Origin of the sequence: Cyclobacterium sp. SYSU L10401 (assembly GCF_010993705.1) — a bacterium.
In the GTDB taxonomy this organism is placed as follows: Bacteria; Bacteroidota; Bacteroidia; order Cytophagales; family Cyclobacteriaceae; genus Cyclobacterium.
On sequence record NZ_WOFO01000002.1, the window covers coordinates 178,020 to 196,967 of the forward strand.

An 18,948-nucleotide genomic window follows, 5' to 3' on the forward strand; every position below is an offset into this window, starting at 1 on the left:
AATAAGGAGAAAATTAAGCTATATTTAAATCTGCTTTAGAGAATTGCAAAGTATCCTATCAAACCTGCATCATGATAAAATGTTTCCTTTTATTTTTTTTCATCTTAGCCCGGGTTTCATTCATCTATGGCCAAACCACGGCCAATAAAGCCTTCACCAGCCAGTATGAACAGGTAATCCAATGGTCTCCGGAAATCAATACCGGAAGCCACTATGTAGAAAAGAGGAGATCTCTGGATGGGCATCCCTATTACTCCAGCACAAAAATGGAAAATGGCACCCTGTCTATCAGCGGTTTTATTTTTGAAAATATCCCGCTGCAATATGAAATATGGGATGACCTGATACTTTCATTTTCCCCTACTTTCAAACAAAAGATGATTTTAAATCATGCTAAAATTGAATACATCGTGTTACATGATGGAACTGTATTTGTTAAAAAAAATCAACCCGAAGGGTTTATTTTTCACAAAAATGGATTTTATCGGGAAATCGTCAAGGGTCACACCGGCCTTTATTGCAAGCACCGCAAACAAAGAAAGCAGGAAACGTCTACTTCAGCATTAGTCAGGAGTTATGAGGAGGTGCAGAAATACTTTTTTGAAATGAACGGCCAATTGATACCGGTGCCGGCGAAAAGAAGAATTTTTCCACTTTTGCAAATAGACAAGAGAACAACTAAAAGGCAATTACGGAAAGATGGGCTGCGTTTCAGAAAAAATAAAGAAGCCTACCTAAAGACTTTGGTAATCCTGGCAAATGAAAAAAGTCAAAAATGAGTAAAAAGATACTTTCGGTAATTTTTCTTTGTCTCGTGGCAAGCTTCCTCAGCAGGGCCCAAACACCTCAAAAGGAACGCATCAGCGGTATCTTTGCGGGCTTGGAATTCGAGCGTTTTGCACAGATGGTTGAAAACAAAACCTCCTATCGGTTTTTCTTTAAAACCGAGGATGTCAAAGGAATTGTTGTCAACCTCAATGCCTATGACAGTCCGATAGGAGACTTATTACGGGAAATACTAACGCCTGAAGAGATTTTTTTCACCATTGACCCAGAACAAAGGATTTTCCTTAGTAAACAAAAACGATTGGAAATAGGCCTTCCGGCAGATTTCTTCCAAATCAAACAGGAAAGTGTTGAACCCAATGAGATTGAAGCAAGCCTTTCGGAAAATGCCAACCAGGATTTTGCTAAAAACCGGTTATGGGAAGTCGGCCAAGCCAACACCAATCCATCAAAACCAAATGCCCGCCTAAAAGGTATGGTAAAGAGCGTGGAATCTGGAGAACCCATAATCGGCGCCCTGGTCTACACTTCTGGACAAGATGCCAAATCCATTACGGACGAGTCAGGGCAATATGAAATAACGCTGCCTAAAGGAAGACATACCTTGATTTTTCAAAATTTTGGCGCTTATCAGGAACAACGTCAAATCAACCTTTTGGGAGATGGACAGCTTGATGTAGCCATGGATGACAATATCATTTCCCTTTCAGCAGTCACCGTTACTTCCGAAAAGTCTGCCAATATTGAAAGACCGGAAATGGGTCTGGCCAATATTACAGTGCAATCTTTAAAAAAACTACCCTCAGTCCTCGGAGAAGTGGATGTATTGAGGGCTGTTTTGACCTTACCGGGGGTGAAAACGGTGGGCGAAGCCAGCGCGGGGTTTAATGTCAGGGGCGGTGCTGCTGACCAAAACCTGATTTTATACAATGAAGCAACCATTTATAACCCTACTCACCTTTTTGGAATGTTTTCCGCCTTTAATCCCGATATGATTGAAGGGGTAGATCTTTACAAAGCAGGCATTCCGGTACAATTCGGTGGAAGGCTCTCTTCTGTACTGGATGTGAAAAGCAAATTTGGAAACAAAGAAAAATTACAAGGTGGAGGAGGAATTGGTCTGATGACCAGCAGACTATTCCTGGAGGGTCCGTTATCTGAAAAAACTACCTTTGCTTTAGGAGGCAGAGGCACCTATTCAAATTGGCTTTTCGGGTTTTTGGATGAAACATCTGGGTTTAGCGAAAGCAGGGCTTCTTTTCATGATTTAAATTTGAATTTCCGACACGCAGCAGATCCAAACAACGAGTTCACGATCTCTGCATATTGGAGTCAGGATGCTTTTCGTTTTGACACGGATACCTTGTATGATTACCACAACCTGAACCTCAATATGGGCTGGACCCATTTTTTCAATGATAAACTGGAGGGTCATTTCCACCTGGGACATGATCAGTACGGCTTTGGTATCTTAAGTCAGCAGGATTCACTTAATGCTTTTCAATTCGGATTTTCTATGGATCAAAGCAGTTGGAAAAACCACTTTACCTATGAACTCAACGAGAAACACCAGCTCAGTTTCGGGATGAATCACATTTTTTATAACCTCAATCCTGGAAAACAAAGGCCACAGGGTCCGGAGTCTATCGTTTTAAATGAGAGGGTAAATAGGGAGAAAGCACTTGAATCCGCATTTTATGTTGGGGATGAATTTGAGGTGGATCCAAAATTGCTCATTAATTATGGGCTGAGGTATGTCATATACAACTACCTTGGTCCTAACACCCTCAATCAATACCCCAATCAGACCATCAGGACTGATGATACCAAAACTGGCGAAATTAGCTATGGAGCCGGTAAAATTATCCAAACTTATCAGGGTCCAGAGGTGAGGATATCTGCCAGGTATGCCATAGACAATTTCACTTCCATCAAAGCAGGGTTCAACACCATGAGGCAGCATCTGCACATGTTGACCAATACCGCAGCCATAGCCCCCACCGACACCTGGAAATTAAGTGATCCCTTCATGAGACCTCAGACGGGAAACCAATTTGCTTTAGGATATTTCAAAAACTTTAAAAACAACACCATTGAAACCTCTGCGGAAGTTTACTACCGCAAAATGAAAAACCTGGTCGACTTCAGAAGTGGTGCTACCCTGATATTGAATAATGAACTGGAACAAGATGTACTCAATACCCGTGGCCAGGCTTACGGCATTGAATTAATGGCTAAAAAAAATGAAGGAAAGCTGAATGGATGGGTCAGTTATACCTATTCCAGGTCCTTGCTGGAAACCAACCCCAACGAATGGGGAGAAAGGGTAAACTCAGGAAAATGGTACCCCAGTAATTTTGATCAACCTCATGATATCATGATTGCAGGGAATTTTGAGTTTACCCAACGAATCAATACTTCTATCAACGCCAACTACAGCACAGGCAGACCCATAACCTATCCGGTGGCCAAATTCAATTACAATGGATCAGATCGGGTATTTTATTCGGAAAGAAATGCTTACAGGATCCCGGATTATTTCAGAGTGGACCTTTCTTTTAATATTGAAGGCAACCATAAAATCCGCAAGCTTGCCCATGCTTCCTGGTCGCTGGGAATCTATAATTTACTAGGCAGGGCCAACCCCTATTCCATTTATTTCTCTCCGGAAAACGGATCCATACAGGGGTATAAATTATCTATTTTTGCCAGGCCCATCCCTTTTATCACCTATAATTTCAAGTTTTAATGGATGTCCTCTTGAACAAAACCACTTACTACATCATTGGTATCCTGCTATTAACCAACTTGGGATGCAGGGAACCATTTTTTCCTGAAATCAGTGACTTTGAAGATAACATATTGGTAGTCGAAGGATACATAGAGGTGGGCGGAGGCACCACACAGATCAACCTGAGCAGTACCTCCTCCTTGTACGCCGATGGTACTGCTTCACGTTTCCCAGGTGCTGAGGTGGTGGTTCTGGGAGAAAGGGAAGGTAGGTGGTCCCTACAGTCCATGGGAAATGGGCAATTCCAGCTCTCCGAAAATCTACCCGAAAATCAAAATTATTCCCTAAGTATACACCTGGAAAACGGGGAAAGGTACCTATCTGAAATGATCAGCCCACTGATTTCTCCGGAATTTGACATCAGCTACACCAAACAAGAAGGAGATGTACAGGTATATTCCAATACCCGGGGAGATGAACAATCCGAGTTTTTCCTTTGGGTTTATGAGGAAACCTGGATGTACCGGACGCCTCAAATTTCTTATTTCAATTACGACGATGCGAGTGGCAATATGGTGCTGATCGACCAGGAAGACCTGACTTACCGCTGCTGGAATTTTGATCAGTCCAGAAGAGTTATTTTGGAAGCTTCTTCCAGATTTGAGGATAACCGGATTTTTCAAAAGGAGCTCCTAACCATAGATAGCCTTTCCGAAAAGCTGGGAATTCGCTACCGGATCCATGCCAGGCAATATGTACTGGACAGAGAAGCTTATGTGTTTTGGGAAGGAATCCGTAGAAATTCGGATGATATAGGCAGCATTTTTAGTCCTTTACCATCTGCGGTTAGCAGCAACATTTACCATGTTGAAAACCCGGATATCCCGGTAATTGGCTACATCTCCGCAGGCATTTCCAGAGAGAAAGAATTGTACATCAATCGGGATGAGGTAAGTCCCTGGCGGACAGTTATTGGAGATTATCAGGGCTGCCTGATCGACACTGTAGCCATAGCCGACTATGATCAAAAATTTGGACAAGGTGAATATGTTCCCTTATACGAAGATTGTGAAACCTTTCCCTGCTCCGGTTTTTTTGCATCCACAGCCGGCTGTACAGATTGCAGAATCAGAGGAGGGACCACTATTAAACCTGACTATTGGATAGATGAATAAAATCATGCGCTACAGACAAGTTTTTTCCGGCAAAATCTTAAGCCTCTGGGCGATATTGCTACTTATTGCCCAGGTGGATCTGAAGGGGCAATCCAGCAGTAACATTCCTGAAGAAGAGGTGGCTGTACATGTATCCAATCCCATTTTACTAACCGAAGAACAGCTATGGATGGATGTCAAGGTCATGGCAGGCAACAATCCAAGCCCTTCCAGAGTAATCTATTTGGAAATGCTGGACAGGCAGGGCGTACCTGTAATCCAGGAGATGGCCCTATTGAAAAACGGAAGAGCTCAGACCTATTTAAATATCCCTTCCACTATTGATTCAGACCACTACCTGCTCCGGGTATATACCAGGATCAGCCCTTATACTTCAGGAAGCAATGGGGTGTTTCAGGATATCCTTACCATAATCAACCCCAATAAACCACCCAAAATCACTGATAAATCCCGGGAGGGTTCCAATGAAGCAACAGGATATCCTCCCTTTACCGGCAGTATGGAAAAGGAAACTTCAGGCCAAATCAAAATTTCCCTTCCCAAAACCCATTTGCACTCGGTTGTCATACGCAAGGCCAACCCGCCCATTCAGCCAGAGGTACCTCTTGATTTCGACAAAATGTATGGAGAAATCCCTTCAGATTCCAAACTCATTCCCGAGCTATACGGACATATCATCAAAGGAAGGGTATTGGATAAAACTGCTGATCCGGAGAGCATTTATTACCTGACCGCTCATGGCAAACAATTTCAGCTTTTTATCAGCAGACCGGATAGTACCGGCAATTGCTATTTTGAAACCGGCAACTTTCTGCATTACGACTACGTCATCATTCAGGCTTCTTCGGCTGAAGAACAGGTAAATTTTATCCTGGACTCTCCCTTTTGGGAAGTAAGGCCAGATGAAAGCTTTGAACTACCCGAATTGATCATGAATCCGGAGGACAGGGAATTCCTGGAAGAACGCTTGCTGGCAAGGGCAAGTCAGCAGTATTACCTGGCGCCGGAAAAAGTGACCCGGGATTCCATTCCATTTCAGTTTGTAACGGACTACAGCTATCTGCTAGACGATTACAATCGTTTTGAGGAGGTTGCCACGGTCATCCGGGAATACGTGCCTACAGTGCTGGTAAGGAGCCAAAATAAAAATACCATCTTTAAAAACTACAATATTCCCTTTGATGAGGTTTTCCAGGAAAACCCGCTGTTACTGGTGGATGGCATGCCTGTTTTTGAAAGTGATGATTTTGCTTCCTTCCATCCCAAAAATATCCGGAAAATGGATATTATCAACAGGAATTTTTACCTGAATGATCACAGGTTCAATGGTCTGATCAGTTTGAGTTCTTTTGAAAATGACTTTGGCCAATTTCCATTGCCTGAGAAAGCATTGTTCATCGAATACGAAGGACTACAATATCCGAAACGGTTCAAAAATGAAATCCGTAATCCGGAAAAGGAGTCTCATTTTCCTGATTTTCTCAACATCCTCTACCAGGGTACCGGAGAGGAGCTATATTTTAGCCCATCCCAGCTCCAGGGCCCATTTATCATGAGCATTCACTACCGGGACAGCCTGACTAACAGATGGGAAAATGCAAAGTATCGGATCGATTTGGAATAAAAACCGGCTGAGGTGATAAAAATCACAGGGTAGGGAAGTTTTTATGGTCAATTTTATGGTATCAAATAAATAAAAATACCATGAACGAAGAAGATATAATGACCATGCCTAGAATCGGCGACCAGGCTCCGGATTTTGAAGCCATGACAACTACGGGACCGATGAAATTTTCAGAATACATCAAAGACAGCTGGACCATTCTGTTCTCTCACCCAGCTGATTTCACGCCTGTTTGCACCACAGAAATGAGTGGGTTTGCATTGGAACAAAATTTCTTCGATGAGAAGAAAACCAAATTGATAGGATTAAGTATAGATTCTATTCATTCCCACATTGCCTGGGTAAATAATGTGAAAAAAAATACAGGTGTCTTGTTTGAATTTCCCATTATCGCAGACATTGACATGAAGGTCTCCAAAAAATACGGCATGCTCCAACCTGGAGAAAGTGAAACGGCAGCCGTGAGGGCCGTGTTTTTTATTGACCCTAAAGGGAAAATAAGATTGATCATGTACTACCCCCTGAATGTAGGAAGGAATATGGATGAAATAAAAAGGTCGCTGGTGGCCTTACAAACGGCTGACAAATACAAGGTAGCCATGCCTCTGGACTGGCGGGAAGGGGATAAAGTTATTGTTCCGCCGCCAAAAACCGTAGCTGAAATGCAAGAGCGGGAAAACAGTGATTTGGAAATGGTAGATTTCTACCTGGCCAAAAAAAGCATTTAAAATCAATCACTCATTAAATAAACAGGCAGGCCTGAAAAGGGTCTGCCTGTTTTGTTTCAATTGGGAATATTTTTTACTCATGGAATAATATCGTTTCAGTGGCCTTCATTTGATTATTGGCAGCCCAATGCCAGAAGATTTAGTAATTGATGAAGAAGGCACTCTTTTTCGTTCTTTAATAATTGCCTAGACAGTGGCAATTGAAGCAGGGAGACTGATCCTAAAATTATAACTATTATTATAACCAATAAATCGTTACCAAATCCTCTTCAATAAGAAATAGCACTCCAAAATCCCCGAGTTTAGCCAAAATTGAGGAAATGTAAGGACCTATGATTTTTAATTGTGTTCGGGAATCAAAAAACTCAAATGATTTATCGGATTTGATTAGCCCTGAAAAACAAGAAGCGAATCATAGGGGAAAAATATGACAGGAAGTATGGGGCGTTTTTGGTGAAATCTGGAATCGTGCCATCAATATTGGCCAAAGCAAATGATGCTCCCCTAGCCTGCTAATAGGTGTACGGAGGTATGCTTTGCCCCATAGATGGTAAAATCCTGAGTTTTGGAGTAAATGCAGGGAAATGATTCAACCTGGTATCAACATCGGAAACAGCTAGAAATCACCCATCGCTCCCGTTGTCAGGGTTACAAACCCTGTTTATCTGGATTCGACATGGCAAATGTCGAATAGCACGTTTTCTGCTGTTTTATTTTTCCCCAAGCATACCCAGTTCAAAATCCACACGTCGCGCCTTCCTTTTATCATACAAGTCATCATAAGCCTCCTTTCTTAATGCACTATCCCCGGATTTTTTGTGCCATTGCTCCTCTCCTGCCAGAACAATGCCTGCCTCATGGAAATCCAGCAACTGATCATAGGGCCCCCTATTGCCCATCAACTTAACCAGGATGGGTGCCATCTCGATCATGACAAACAAAAAAATAATCATCCAGTTAGCCCAAAAAATAGCGGCATTTTTTAAGGTCAGACAAATTATTCGTCTAAAACTTTCCGATAGGTTTCGCAAAGTTTGCCTACCAATTTCCTGTTGTCGAACCGTTGAGTAACGAAATCTATACCATTTTTGCCCATCTCGTCACGTAAAAGCTGGTTGTTTACCAAATGTTCGATTTTTTCAGCAAGTGCCTCAATATCCCTTTCAGGTACTAAAATCCCGGTTTGATTAACCAATATGCTCTCAGGAATTCCATTGTGAAAAGTGGAAATCACCGGAAGCCCCATTATCTGAGCTTCCTGAAGTACCAAGCCTTGCCCTTCTGTATTGCCGTCGGAAGCTGTTATACTTGGTAAAACGAAAATATCGGATACGGCATAGAATTGCATTATTTCTTTCTGATCCCTGGGCCCGTGAAGAAAAACCCTGTCGGTTAAACCAAGTTCGTCAATTAATTCAACCAAATTATTGTACAATTCCCCACCACCGATAATATGGTATTCCAATCCGTGATTCACTGCCTGAGCTTTGCTAAATGCCATGATACTGTAATAAATTCCTTTTTTTTCTACCAGCCGGGCTACCGTTAATAGTTTTAGTCCGGACTTTTTTTCAGTATTTCTTTGCTGGGCCCAATCTTCCAGGTTTACACCAATGGGAATGGTACTTATTTTTTCCGCCGGAAAACCAAGCATTATGATCTTTTCTCTAAGGTAATTTGAAATGGTTATAAAATGGTCAAATTGGGGAATGATATTTTCATAATACCCTGCATCCAACCTCTACCTGGTAGCATCGTAGCCATAAAAGGACAATATCATTTTTCCCGTGAAAATATCTAAACTTTTTCCATATACGGCTATTTTACCCATGGTGCCAAAATGGCAATGGATAATATCAAACGGTGGTCTATTAAGAAATGGAAGCAGCCTGAAAAACAGGTTAATTCTAAATCGGACAGGAATTTTTAAGGAAAGAATCTTGCTGATTACTTCAATTTTTCCTGCATTTTTAAGAATATAGAATATGCATTTCAATTTGGCAACCAATTTATTTTCAGGCAGGTTTGGGGGTGAAAAAGTACGGCTTAATAACCCGTATTTTTTCACCTTTGGATGCACTTTACTTTCCCGGACTCTGCGGGAGGGAAATATTTCCACCTCATGTCCCTGATCAATCAATCCCGTCACCTGATTCAGAATAAAGGTTTCGGATAGCTTGGGAAAAACCTCCACTATAAATGCAATCCTCATGAGCAGGTTGTTTTGGATTTTATGAATATGAATTTTTTGGATAATTCTTCCGCAAAAATTTCAAATCCTTTGGAGTCAAAAAATGTTTCTGGCGGTGAAAGCAAATGAAATCATTCTTAAATCTGAACAATTCATACTTGTCCGATAAATGATCTATAGAGCTGGCTATTTCGGTATTTTTCAAATGCTTGTGTTCATACAAAATTATCGTCGGCTGGTATTTCCCCAGATCCAATTGGCATAGTATTTTCCAGTCATATCCCTCAGTATCTACATGCAGCAAGTCCACCTGGCTTAATGCGAAATTGGACATCAATGCAGGTAAAGTAATCCCTGTTATTTTAATAGATTTGATAAATGGCTCCAAAATGCCATCCATGTGAGTGATAATATGTTCTTTGTTAAAAGATCCTATCTGATCGTACCATTCGGGTAAATTCGATATGACATACTTTGCGTGCTCATCCACAAAATAAAAATCCTGATTTATACCTTCATTTACTGCACCGTTAAAAAACAGAAAACGATCCGGATGGCCAAGGGACAAATAATTTTTCTTTAGTCGCTCAAATAAATAGGGTACTGGCTCTACAAATATGCCTCTCCATTTTTTATTCTTACTGATCAGGTCAAATATAGGATCTCTTGTCTTTCCATCATTGGAACCGATTTGTAGAATGATTACCGATTTATTTCCTAGTACCTTAGTGATCCATTTAGTTAAAAATGAAACGCTATCGGGTTTGCCACGCTGCATTGCATTTTTATAAAGTGCGTGAAGATTCATGGCGGATAGTTGGGTTTTTAATATAGTCTTCAATAAATGCGATGCCCTTATCAAAATCCCCAGAGTCTAGCATTTTTTCTTTTAATTTTTTAATGTTACTTACAAAGTAGTTCCTATTGTTAATAAGCTGATCAATTTTTAATTCTATGGATTTAGGATTTTCCTTTTTAAGATTCCCCCGAAGTCCCACTTTATGGTATACTACCCTGGCAGCATTACCCTTTTGGTCCAAATCGGGATTCAGAGGAAATACCAACATGGGTACCTCGAGCATGATACACTCCGTTACGGACTGCATTCCTCCATGGTTGATCATCAGGGCAGTCTTTTCTAAAACAGAAATTTGAGGGACATCATTAAAAAAATAAATATTATTAAAACCTGATTTAAGTGAAGAAATACCCCTTCCAAAAGACAGTATTAAAATAAAATCATTTCGCTTTGAAATAATAGAGATTAATTTCCTGAAAATTAAAAACCTAGATTTATTATATTTAAAATCATAGGATCCAAATGAACAAAACAAAATTTTTGAATTAGAATTAAGATCGGAATCTAAAATACTTTTTAATCTATCTAAATTAGAATCATTGCAGAAATAATGACTCCTATTAAAATCAACTACTGGACCAACATGTGTTTGATTTTTGTTATATTGTCTAGGGAAATCAAAATATTTAGGAGATAAAATTATTTCCGGAACAAATTTCCAACCGAAATGAGTACATCTTTTAGTATTAATAATTGAATTAAAATTTAGGTTATACAATTTACAATATTCTCTTACTAAATAAAGATGGGAAATACTATAAATAGATAATTGTTGATATTTATTAATAGCATACTGGTATAATAACCTTTTTGCCCAAATAAATAAAATAATAATTTTATCTTTAAAATTTCTGCGAAAAAACTTTGGAATTACATTAGATGTGAAAGGTGGGATAATTTTGTCAAAATTAAGACTTACTTTCGTACATGTTATTATAAATGGAATATTCTTTTCCCATAAAATAATGGAATAAAAAATTAATGACAAATCCACTATAAATAATGAAGGATTATACTTACGAATAATAGAATTGAAAATTGAACCTGATAAAAATTCCCTTTTAAAATCAGATTTAGCTTGATAAAATAAAAGTAAATTAGAACGAGAAAAAAAATTATTGGTTCTATTTCTCGAAATATTAAAATCTTTTATAAACTCATATTTAAAACCTTCATTTGATAATAGTTCTAAATATTTATTAGAAAAAATTATATATATAATCTCATATCCTTTAGACCTTAAGGATTTAGCAATTAGGAAACTAGAATTTAAATGACTTGGAGTTTCAAGGATAAAAAAAATAATATACTTCATATCAAAATGAATTATTTAACAAATAATAATTAATTTCTGAAAATACCAAATTAATTTTCCCTGGTTCTAAGTAATCAATATTAGCAATTTCTCCAGAATTCAAATATAAGACTGATGGGTAAATTGTTCTTAAACCATTTTGAAAAAGTATATTTTTTCATCTATCAATATATTTTTCTTTTTATCTATATCTATTCCAAGTCTCAGATTAACATCTTTTTTTGAAACAACATTTGTAAGTATATAAAAAATATTTTCGTTTGAATCAACATTTTCCAATAAATATTGATCTGCAGCATTTATACACCCAGTGCATCCTGAATTTGGTATAACGAACAGAATATTAACATCATTAAATTCTGTAGAATGAATTTTACTTAAAGATTTGTTTAACTTATTATATTGAATATCTTTTTCTTTACAAGAATACATAATAAAAATTAATAATAAAACATTAAATAAACTAGTTTTATTCATCTTTACTTAATTTAAATATATCGAATACCAAATTATCTTCATCTTCAATTGCAAGCTTCATTATATGAATTCCGTTTTTATTATAAAATTGATAATTAGGATGATAGACATATTTTCCTAAGTTAACTTCTCCAATTTTTTTCAATTTTGAATTTAATACGATTATAGATGCGTCCCTAAATCTACTTTTAATAAGATCTCCAGAATAAAAATCTTCCTCATTCATTGAATTATAAGCGACTCTATAATACATTTGACTAAATTCATCAAAGTGAATTGAACTATAAGTTGGCTGAGATCTTAAAAAGTAAGATTCTTCAACTGTAGGCGGGGGGTCGATCTTATTTGCAGTTGAAAGTGGTTTAACTTTATCAATAAAGCTGCTTTTTGCCAAATATTTTTCAGATTTTCTATTTTTTCCAATCAAATAAATATTATTGTCAATAGGAAAGCTTACGATAAATTTTTTTTCAATTGGGTTATAAGAATTATACATAAAATGTAATGCTGTACCCCAAATACCTGTAGAATACATTTTTGGATATTCAAAAAAATAGTTTACTGATCTATCATACAAATCTAGTTCTAAGATTAATTTTTCATTACTATCGCTTGATTTTGAATATTTTAATCTTGAACCAAATGAGTTAAGTAATAACTTATTACCAATTTTAACCATTGGAGTGGTATTAGAAATATAAGGCCTTACTTGATACCTATGGCCATCAGAGATTAAATTATATTTATTTTTAATCTTGCCTGAGCTATCAATTATATGTAATAAACCATTATTGTAAGAATATATAAAGATAGAATCAAGAGAGTGAACGAGCAGCCCAGAAACATCACCAACGCCATTTGGTCCATTTTTCTCCATATTAATATAAAACTGGCTATTTCCAGTTTCATAATCATAAAATATTAAATCATTATTAAACTTATTCATTAAAACAAAATATTTTGACGTATCATTTTCAAAATATTGAAAATAATTTCCCATTTTTGATGTTAATGAGTCTAAAGGAAATATTTTTTCACCAATTTTTTTAAATTTTATTTCATTTTCCGGTTCAATATTTGAGCCATTTTTATTCATTGAATCACAGCTCCATATCAAAAATATACTAAAGTATAAAAATCTAATTCGCATATTTTTTAAAGGTAAATTTTTATTTAATAGATATTTTAGTTAGTTATTATAAGATATGGTTACAATGATAATTGTAACCATATCTTCCATAGATTAACATCCTCCCCCACTAATAAAACAATGAGGTTTATTCAGATCCTCAAGGCAAATGTAATCATTAAGGTCATCTGGCAATACGCATCTGCCATTTACTCCCTCTGCTGTAGTCTGAGTACATTGCGCATCCAGTTTAGGGACGGACAACCCTGCTACTGCTATAAGTGAAAACACAATAGCAGTCATTTTTTTTAGAATTTTCATAATAAAATAATTTAGTTGAAATTAAATTTAGATTGAAGAAAATAATAAATTATAAAATTTCCAAATTTATTTAAATAAAATTCCTAACAAATACTTTTAATAGAAAATTTTAAACAAATACTTTTAATAGAAAATTTTGTTTTAAACTAAAATTTAATTTAAGTACCGAAATAAATAATAATTTAAAATTAAATAGCAGATTATTATTTAGTAATCTTATTTTATAAAATATTTCAGAAATAAATTAGGTTTTGACAGAAAAAAATGAAAGCAAACTGTAAAAATGCGATTTAAATAGGCTATTGGTCGATAATTCAAGAGTAAATGTTGGCTATACAAATTTTCATTGGGTTCGGGAATCAAAAATTTCAAATAATATATTGGATTTGATTAGCACTGAAAGCAAGAAGCGGGTCATAGGGGAAAAAATATAACAGGAAGTATGGAGCAGTTTTGGTGAAATCTGGATTCGTGCAATCTATACTCCCATAACCCATATTGCCTGCTAATCATAGTATCAGAGGTATGCTTTGCCCCATTGGTGGTAAATTCCTGAGTTTTGGAGTATATGTAGGGAAATGCTTCAACCCGGTACCAGCTCCAGAAACCGCTACGAATCACCGGTCGCTTTCGTTGTCAGGGTTGCAAACCCTGTTTATCTGGATTCGACATGGCAAATGTCGAATAGCACGTTATTTTACCAGAACAAAATCTTTAAATCAGGCAAATACTTAAAATGGGCATCACGGGTAACTAATGGTAAACCGTGTTCTTGGGCCATTGCAGCTATCCAAATATCATTTTCTGGAATAGGTGTAAACCAATAACGATATTTGTATCGAGCAAGCAGGGATCATTTCCAGTCTTCTTCATGGATGTTTTCACAACAGGATGCTATTGTTTTCTCCATTTCTTCCCCTTCTTCTTTAGTCAGTACCCCCAAAAGATCATAAACAGATGGCTGTTGGGCTTCTTTCTGCTTTTCCTTTTTCAATAAAGTTTCCAGCTTACCAATGATCTTTTCATCACTAATCGATAACAGGTTCTGTATAAAATTTAATTTTCTGGTAGTTATATCCATTCTTTTAACAGATTTGTTCTAATGATGTAAATATAACGTTTTTATGGTAATACTTAGTTTCTTTAATTTGTTCGCTCCTGCCTAATGGATTCCCGATCGCCGTCGGAAAGCCAGGGTAATTTGTTTTCCACAAGAAAATTAGCTCCAATTTGCTGTATGTATATCAGGCTTGCAAACCCTGATTATCCGGATTCGACATGGCAAATGTCGAATAGCGTATTATCTGCTGTTTTATTTTTCCCCAAGCAATCCCAGTTCAAAATCGACACGATGCGCCTTCCTTTTATCATACACGTCATCAAAAACTTCCTTTCTCAATGCGCTATCCCCGGATTTTTTGTACCATTGCTCCTCTCCTGCAAGGTTAATGCCTGATTCATGGAAATCCAGCAACTGGTCATAAGGTCCTCTGCTTCCCATCAGCTTGACCAGGATGGGTGCCATCTCGATCATGACAAACAAAAAAATAATCATCCAGTTGGCCCAATAAATGGCCGTATTTTTTAGCGTCAAATCCCTGAAAGCCTGTAACCGGGCTGCCAATCCATCATAAGCATCCAGGGACACCATTTGGTTTTGAAATTCCTGTTCCTTCAATACATTGATTCTCCTAATTTCCGCTTCCAGATCCTGAATCCTGGCTTCATTTAGCTTTTGGGTATATTGGTAATCCTGCTCTGCCTGATCCAGTTGCCTTTCTTTCTTCTCAGCATTTACGCCAATGCCCGCAAGCCCGGTGGTCCCTTCCGTTTTTACGCCAAATCTCTCCTGATCATATTCCTTTTGCTTTTGGTTTCGAAAATCCTCTTTAGCGGCAATCCCAGCCCTGAGACCCTCAATTTTACTTTCCAAATCATTGATTTCCGGATACCCTTCTGCAATTTTTTCCCGGCTTTTTTCTATCGTAGCCAGACGCTGTTCATCCAGTTCTCTGTTGATTTCCTTTTCAAAAATCCTTAGCTCCAATGGTTTGGCAATAACCAGCGCGATCAGCAAAGCCAATACCAGGCGGGGAAGGGCTTGTTTGAATTCCGGAAGAAATTGATCCTGCTTTTTTAAGGTGGAAACAATATACCGGTCCAAATTAAAAATCATCAAGGCCCAGATCAAAGCAATGACCAAAATTGCCCATAAAGAGGAAAAAATGGTAGACAAGGCATAGCTTACAGATAGTCCTGCAAAAACTGCCGTAAAAAGGACCGTTGCCCCAATCCCTATAAACCTGTTTGTACTTGCAGGACACCTCCTGACCAATGGCAGGTAAGCACCGGAACAAAATATCAGGAATTTTTCGAAATTATTCATGAATAGGTTAATGTTTAGCGGAATTCATTTCAAAACGCATACCATGCCTGCTTGTGTATAGATGTGAGAAAAACAATTGTCATCCAAAAACGGATTTAAACCATAACTAATTAAAAATCAATTTATTATAAATATTTTTTCTAATAAATGTATGGAATTTCCGGATTGAATCATGCTATGGATGGTTGAAGTTTATCACCAAACCGATTCAAAACTCAGTTTTGTCCGCTTATTGTGTCCGCTTTTGAGACGGTACATGTTGCTATCTGGTTTTAATATTCAAATTATTATAGTAGTTTAGACCTGAATTATAAACCAAGCCATGAAAAATTTCTTCTACCTATCCCTGCTGTTTATTATCAGCAGTTCCCTGGCGTTTGCCCAGGATCCTACCCGCTTTTCTGATCAGGTAAGCCAGATCTCCAAAGATTATCCGGCCTCCGATTACCAATCTTCAGTAGTTTTTACCGGTAGCTCCACTATCCGGATGTGGAAAAGTTTGCAGCAGGATTTTCCGGGAGAAAGAATTGTAAATGCTGGTTTTGGGGGATCTCAGGCAAGTGACTTGCTGCATTATCTGGATGAGCTTGTGTTGGACTACAAGCCGGAAAAGGTATTTATATATGAGGGAGATAACGACATATCTGCAGGTAAGTCCACAGAAGAAATCATCACTACTTATAACCTGATCGTAGAACAAATTGAAAATGAATCGCCAAATACCGAAATCGTCCTGATCAGCGCCAAGCCCAGCGTGGCCAGGTGGAATCTGGCTGATGAATACATTGCACTTAATGCAGCCATGAAAAAGTATGCCCGTGGAAAGAAAAAAGTAAAGTATGCTGATCTGTGGAAGCCGATGTTGAATTCAGAAAAGAAACCAATGGAAGATATTTTTTTAAAGGACAACCTGCACATGAACGAGAAAGGATACGCCATCTGGGCCAAGACCATCAGCAAATTTTTGAAATAAAACGTGAATTCTATTAAAGAACGTCCTTAAATACCGGCTATGTTGTCCCTGCGATACCTACCGTCATCGCGAGCACAGCGAAGCGATCTGAATCGAAGCGAAGGTATAAATCCATCGAGAATAGGGATTAGGATAGTGATTCGATTTACGTACGGCTTTAGACTGCCGCGGGTGCCCAGCGTTTTAACGAAATTCGATTATGTTCAGGTTGGCACCCCCGCAGTGACGCTAAACCCCGTCATCGCGAGCGCAGCGAGGCGATCTGAATCGGAGCCTGAACATACGGAAATCGGAAAAAGGACATCAAGATCGGAAACGCATACAGGTATTACAGATGGTGTGTATGTTAAATACCTGTAAATCAACATATTAAAAATCCACATCGCCACCCCGATTTCTGTGTTTTTTAAAATGTTAATTTTCACTCTGACAGCAATGCCCGGAATCGGTAAAGATTTCAAAATAAGTAACAATTAACGAATTAATATTTAAGATATTACCGAATAAATCCCCCCTGACTCTGGTCAGGGCAGGCTGTACCCTCCACTGCGGCGGAGGGATTTTGTGCAATCTGGATTTTTTACTTTCTTTTTTTGTAAACATTTCTATAAACCTTATCTAGAATCGAGCTCAGGTTATTAAATTAAGTCATCCTCGCCTTATTCATCTTCCTGAAATCCCCTTTCAACTGCAAAAAACAATTGGTCTTTGATTTTGTATCATTAACTTTGTAGGAAAATTAACAATTAGGTAATATTAAATTAATATATGCTTAATCTTAGAGCTTCCGTTATTTGCACTTTATTCCTCGATAAGCCCCTTCAAGCCCGATGGGTATCTATGACAACAAATAAATTCCGCCGGGCATGTCTTTAAAATTTTTGATGGCATATATTGCCTTGCTGGTTCCTGGTATGACCCATGCATTTCAGGGAGCCAATGATCCTGTTCCCCAATCAAAATATAGCTATGGCTCCAGGGGTTTTCAATTCTCTTCCACTGATGGCAAATACCAGTTAAACCTGGGCGGAAGGCTTCAATTTCGTTTTGCCACACCGAGCGACCAGGATCCTATTACGTATGATGACTTTTTTGAACAAAGACAAAACCTCTTTAAAATCAACAGAGCCAGACTAAAGGTCGGAGGCCACGCCCACCAACCCTGGCTTAAATATTATTTTGAATATGAACTAGGGGTCTCCAGGCTACTGGACTTCCGGGTGATGGTTGAAAAATGGCCTTGGCTGAATTTTAAAATCGGACAATGGAAGTCTGAATATTCCAGGGAAAGGGTAATATCAAGTGGGAACCAGCAAATGATGGAAAGGTCCATTATCAACAGACCCTTTACACTGGACCGGCAGCAGGGAGCCAGCATTTATGGCAGATTGGACGGAGGAGGGCTGGCTGATTTCAATTATCACCTGATGGTTTTAACGGGAACCGGAATCGGTGCCAGAAATAATGATGACCAAAAATTGATGTATTCAGGCAGGCTGCAATGGAATATCCTGGGAGATGGTGTATCAATGAGTGGATCCGCCCTGAACCGTTTTGAAAAACCAGTGGCATCTCTGGCCTGGGCAGGGACGACCAATACCAGCCAATATACCCGATACTCTTCTCAGGGAGGCGGTCAATTGGTAGGTTTTGAAGGAAATGTCCCGGGACGGTATAACATAGATCAATTTCTCCTTGAAAGTACCCTGAAATACAAAAACTTTAGCTGGCACAGTGAATTCCACCAGAAAAGTATAAAGGACAACCAACTGAACCAGTTGACGAAATTAAATGGTTGGTTTGTCCAGGGTGGTTTATTATTGAATCCCCAATCCATAGAAAAAGAAGCTCCACTCTTGGAATTGGCATCCAGGTATGCCATATACCAACCAAATCAACAACTTCAAATGAACAGTGAGGAAGAAATATCATTGGCGGTCAATTGTTTTTTTAATGGACACCAGAATAAGTTAACCGCTGACATTACCCATTTTGAATTTGAAGAAAAATCCGTCAACCGGGAGGCCAGCGGTTGGCGTTTCAGGATTCAGTATGATTTTTCATTTTAACTAGTCAAAAGCAGTTTTGGATTTGGATAAAAGGCCGGCAGTCTGTTTATTTGCATAAAATTCAGGTGACTGATTTATAAAGAAGAGGTGAGAGAACAGGCTCCATGAACCTCTGGCAACCTTCCGGATGTAGGAAAGGTGCCAATACCTGCCCCTAAGGGACCGATAAATTAGCCTTTATGAC

General features: G+C 38.2%; 17 protein-coding genes and 1 riboswitch. Of the genes, 7 read left to right on the plus strand and 10 right to left on the minus strand.

Annotation, left to right across the window (positions count from 1 at the left end; genetic code table 11):
- The first annotated feature begins 71 nt into the window (after positions 1–71).
- The 5 genes from GL182_RS05795 (at position 72) to GL182_RS05815 (ending at position 7,044) form a co-directional block, all read left to right on the plus strand.
- Positions 72–779: a hypothetical protein gene (locus GL182_RS05795; RefSeq protein WP_163378717.1), complete on the plus strand. Its 708-nt coding sequence runs from the start codon at positions 72–74 to the stop codon at positions 777–779.
- Positions 776–3,535, plus strand: a complete 2,760-nt coding sequence (locus tag GL182_RS05800; protein ID WP_163378718.1) for a carboxypeptidase-like regulatory domain-containing protein — start codon at positions 776–778, stop codon at positions 3,533–3,535. The genes GL182_RS05795 and GL182_RS05800 overlap by 4 nt, the downstream gene beginning before the upstream one ends.
- A complete protein-coding gene (locus GL182_RS05805) occupies positions 3,535–4,692 on the plus strand; it encodes a DUF4249 domain-containing protein (RefSeq protein ID WP_163378719.1) in 1,158 nt (385 codons plus the stop codon). Before GL182_RS05800 ends, GL182_RS05805 begins: the two co-directional genes overlap by 1 nt.
- Positions 4,685–6,316 carry a hypothetical protein gene (locus GL182_RS05810; RefSeq protein ID WP_163378720.1) on the plus strand — a complete coding sequence of 544 codons (1,632 nt, stop codon included), beginning with the start codon at positions 4,685–4,687 and terminating at the stop codon, positions 6,314–6,316. Before GL182_RS05805 ends, GL182_RS05810 begins: the two co-directional genes overlap by 8 nt.
- Before the next feature lie 80 nt (positions 6,317–6,396).
- Positions 6,397–7,044, plus strand: a complete 648-nt coding sequence (locus tag GL182_RS05815; protein ID WP_240469692.1) for a peroxiredoxin — start codon at positions 6,397–6,399, stop codon at positions 7,042–7,044.
- Between the two features lie 710 nt (positions 7,045–7,754).
- On the opposite strand, the gene GL182_RS05820 is transcribed toward GL182_RS05815, so the two are convergent.
- The 10 genes from GL182_RS05820 to GL182_RS05865 form a co-directional block, all read right to left on the minus strand.
- Positions 7,755–8,075 (minus strand): DUF4407 domain-containing protein, encoded by a 321-nt coding sequence (locus GL182_RS05820; RefSeq protein ID WP_262889322.1) that lies wholly within the window; start codon positions 8,073–8,075, stop codon positions 7,755–7,757.
- On the minus strand, positions 8,042–8,698 hold the full coding sequence (locus GL182_RS05825) for a glycosyltransferase (protein WP_163378722.1): 657 nt from the start codon (positions 8,696–8,698) through the stop codon (positions 8,042–8,044). The genes GL182_RS05820 and GL182_RS05825 overlap by 34 nt, the downstream gene beginning before the upstream one ends.
- A gap of 87 nt (positions 8,699–8,785) precedes the next feature.
- On the minus strand, positions 8,786–9,256 hold the full coding sequence (locus tag GL182_RS05830) for a colanic acid biosynthesis glycosyltransferase WcaL (RefSeq protein WP_163378723.1): 471 nt from the start codon (positions 9,254–9,256) through the stop codon (positions 8,786–8,788).
- A 19-nt stretch (positions 9,257–9,275) separates the two neighbouring features.
- Entirely contained in the window at positions 9,276–10,043 is a 768-nt protein-coding gene (locus GL182_RS05835) for an FkbM family methyltransferase (RefSeq protein WP_163378724.1), read from the minus strand.
- Positions 10,021–11,409, minus strand: a complete 1,389-nt coding sequence (locus tag GL182_RS05840; protein ID WP_163378725.1) for a glycosyltransferase family 1 protein — start codon at positions 11,407–11,409, stop codon at positions 10,021–10,023. Before GL182_RS05840 ends, GL182_RS05835 begins: the two co-directional genes overlap by 23 nt.
- Before the next feature lie 129 nt (positions 11,410–11,538).
- On the minus strand, positions 11,539–11,886 hold the full coding sequence (locus GL182_RS05845) for a hypothetical protein (RefSeq protein ID WP_163378726.1): 348 nt from the start codon (positions 11,884–11,886) through the stop codon (positions 11,539–11,541).
- Complete coding sequence (locus GL182_RS05850; protein ID WP_163378727.1) at positions 11,879–12,982, minus strand: DUF4221 family protein; 1,104 nt, start codon at positions 12,980–12,982, stop codon at positions 11,879–11,881. Before GL182_RS05850 ends, GL182_RS05845 begins: the two co-directional genes overlap by 8 nt.
- Before the next feature lie 1,051 nt (positions 12,983–14,033).
- Positions 14,034–14,186, minus strand: a complete 153-nt coding sequence (locus GL182_RS24475; RefSeq protein WP_163379126.1) for a PIN domain-containing protein — start codon at positions 14,184–14,186, stop codon at positions 14,034–14,036.
- A 3-nt stretch (positions 14,187–14,189) separates the two neighbouring features.
- Positions 14,190–14,417 (minus strand): hypothetical protein, encoded by a 228-nt coding sequence (locus GL182_RS05860; protein WP_163378728.1) that lies wholly within the window; start codon positions 14,415–14,417, stop codon positions 14,190–14,192.
- A gap of 231 nt (positions 14,418–14,648) precedes the next feature.
- Positions 14,649–15,722: a DUF4407 domain-containing protein gene (locus tag GL182_RS05865; protein WP_163378729.1), complete on the minus strand. Its 1,074-nt coding sequence runs from the start codon at positions 15,720–15,722 to the stop codon at positions 14,649–14,651.
- Between the two features lie 322 nt (positions 15,723–16,044).
- Between GL182_RS05865 and GL182_RS05870 the strand changes: the two genes are divergently transcribed.
- A complete protein-coding gene (locus GL182_RS05870; protein ID WP_163378730.1) occupies positions 16,045–16,695 on the plus strand; it encodes an SGNH/GDSL hydrolase family protein in 651 nt (216 codons plus the stop codon).
- Between the two features lie 866 nt (positions 16,696–17,561).
- Positions 17,562–18,764 carry an OprO/OprP family phosphate-selective porin gene (locus GL182_RS05875; protein WP_163378731.1) on the plus strand — a complete coding sequence of 401 codons (1,203 nt, stop codon included), beginning with the start codon at positions 17,562–17,564 and terminating at the stop codon, positions 18,762–18,764.
- Between the two features lie 71 nt (positions 18,765–18,835).
- Positions 18,836–18,936, plus strand: a riboswitch (SAM riboswitch).
- The last annotated feature ends 12 nt before the right edge of the window (positions 18,937–18,948 follow it).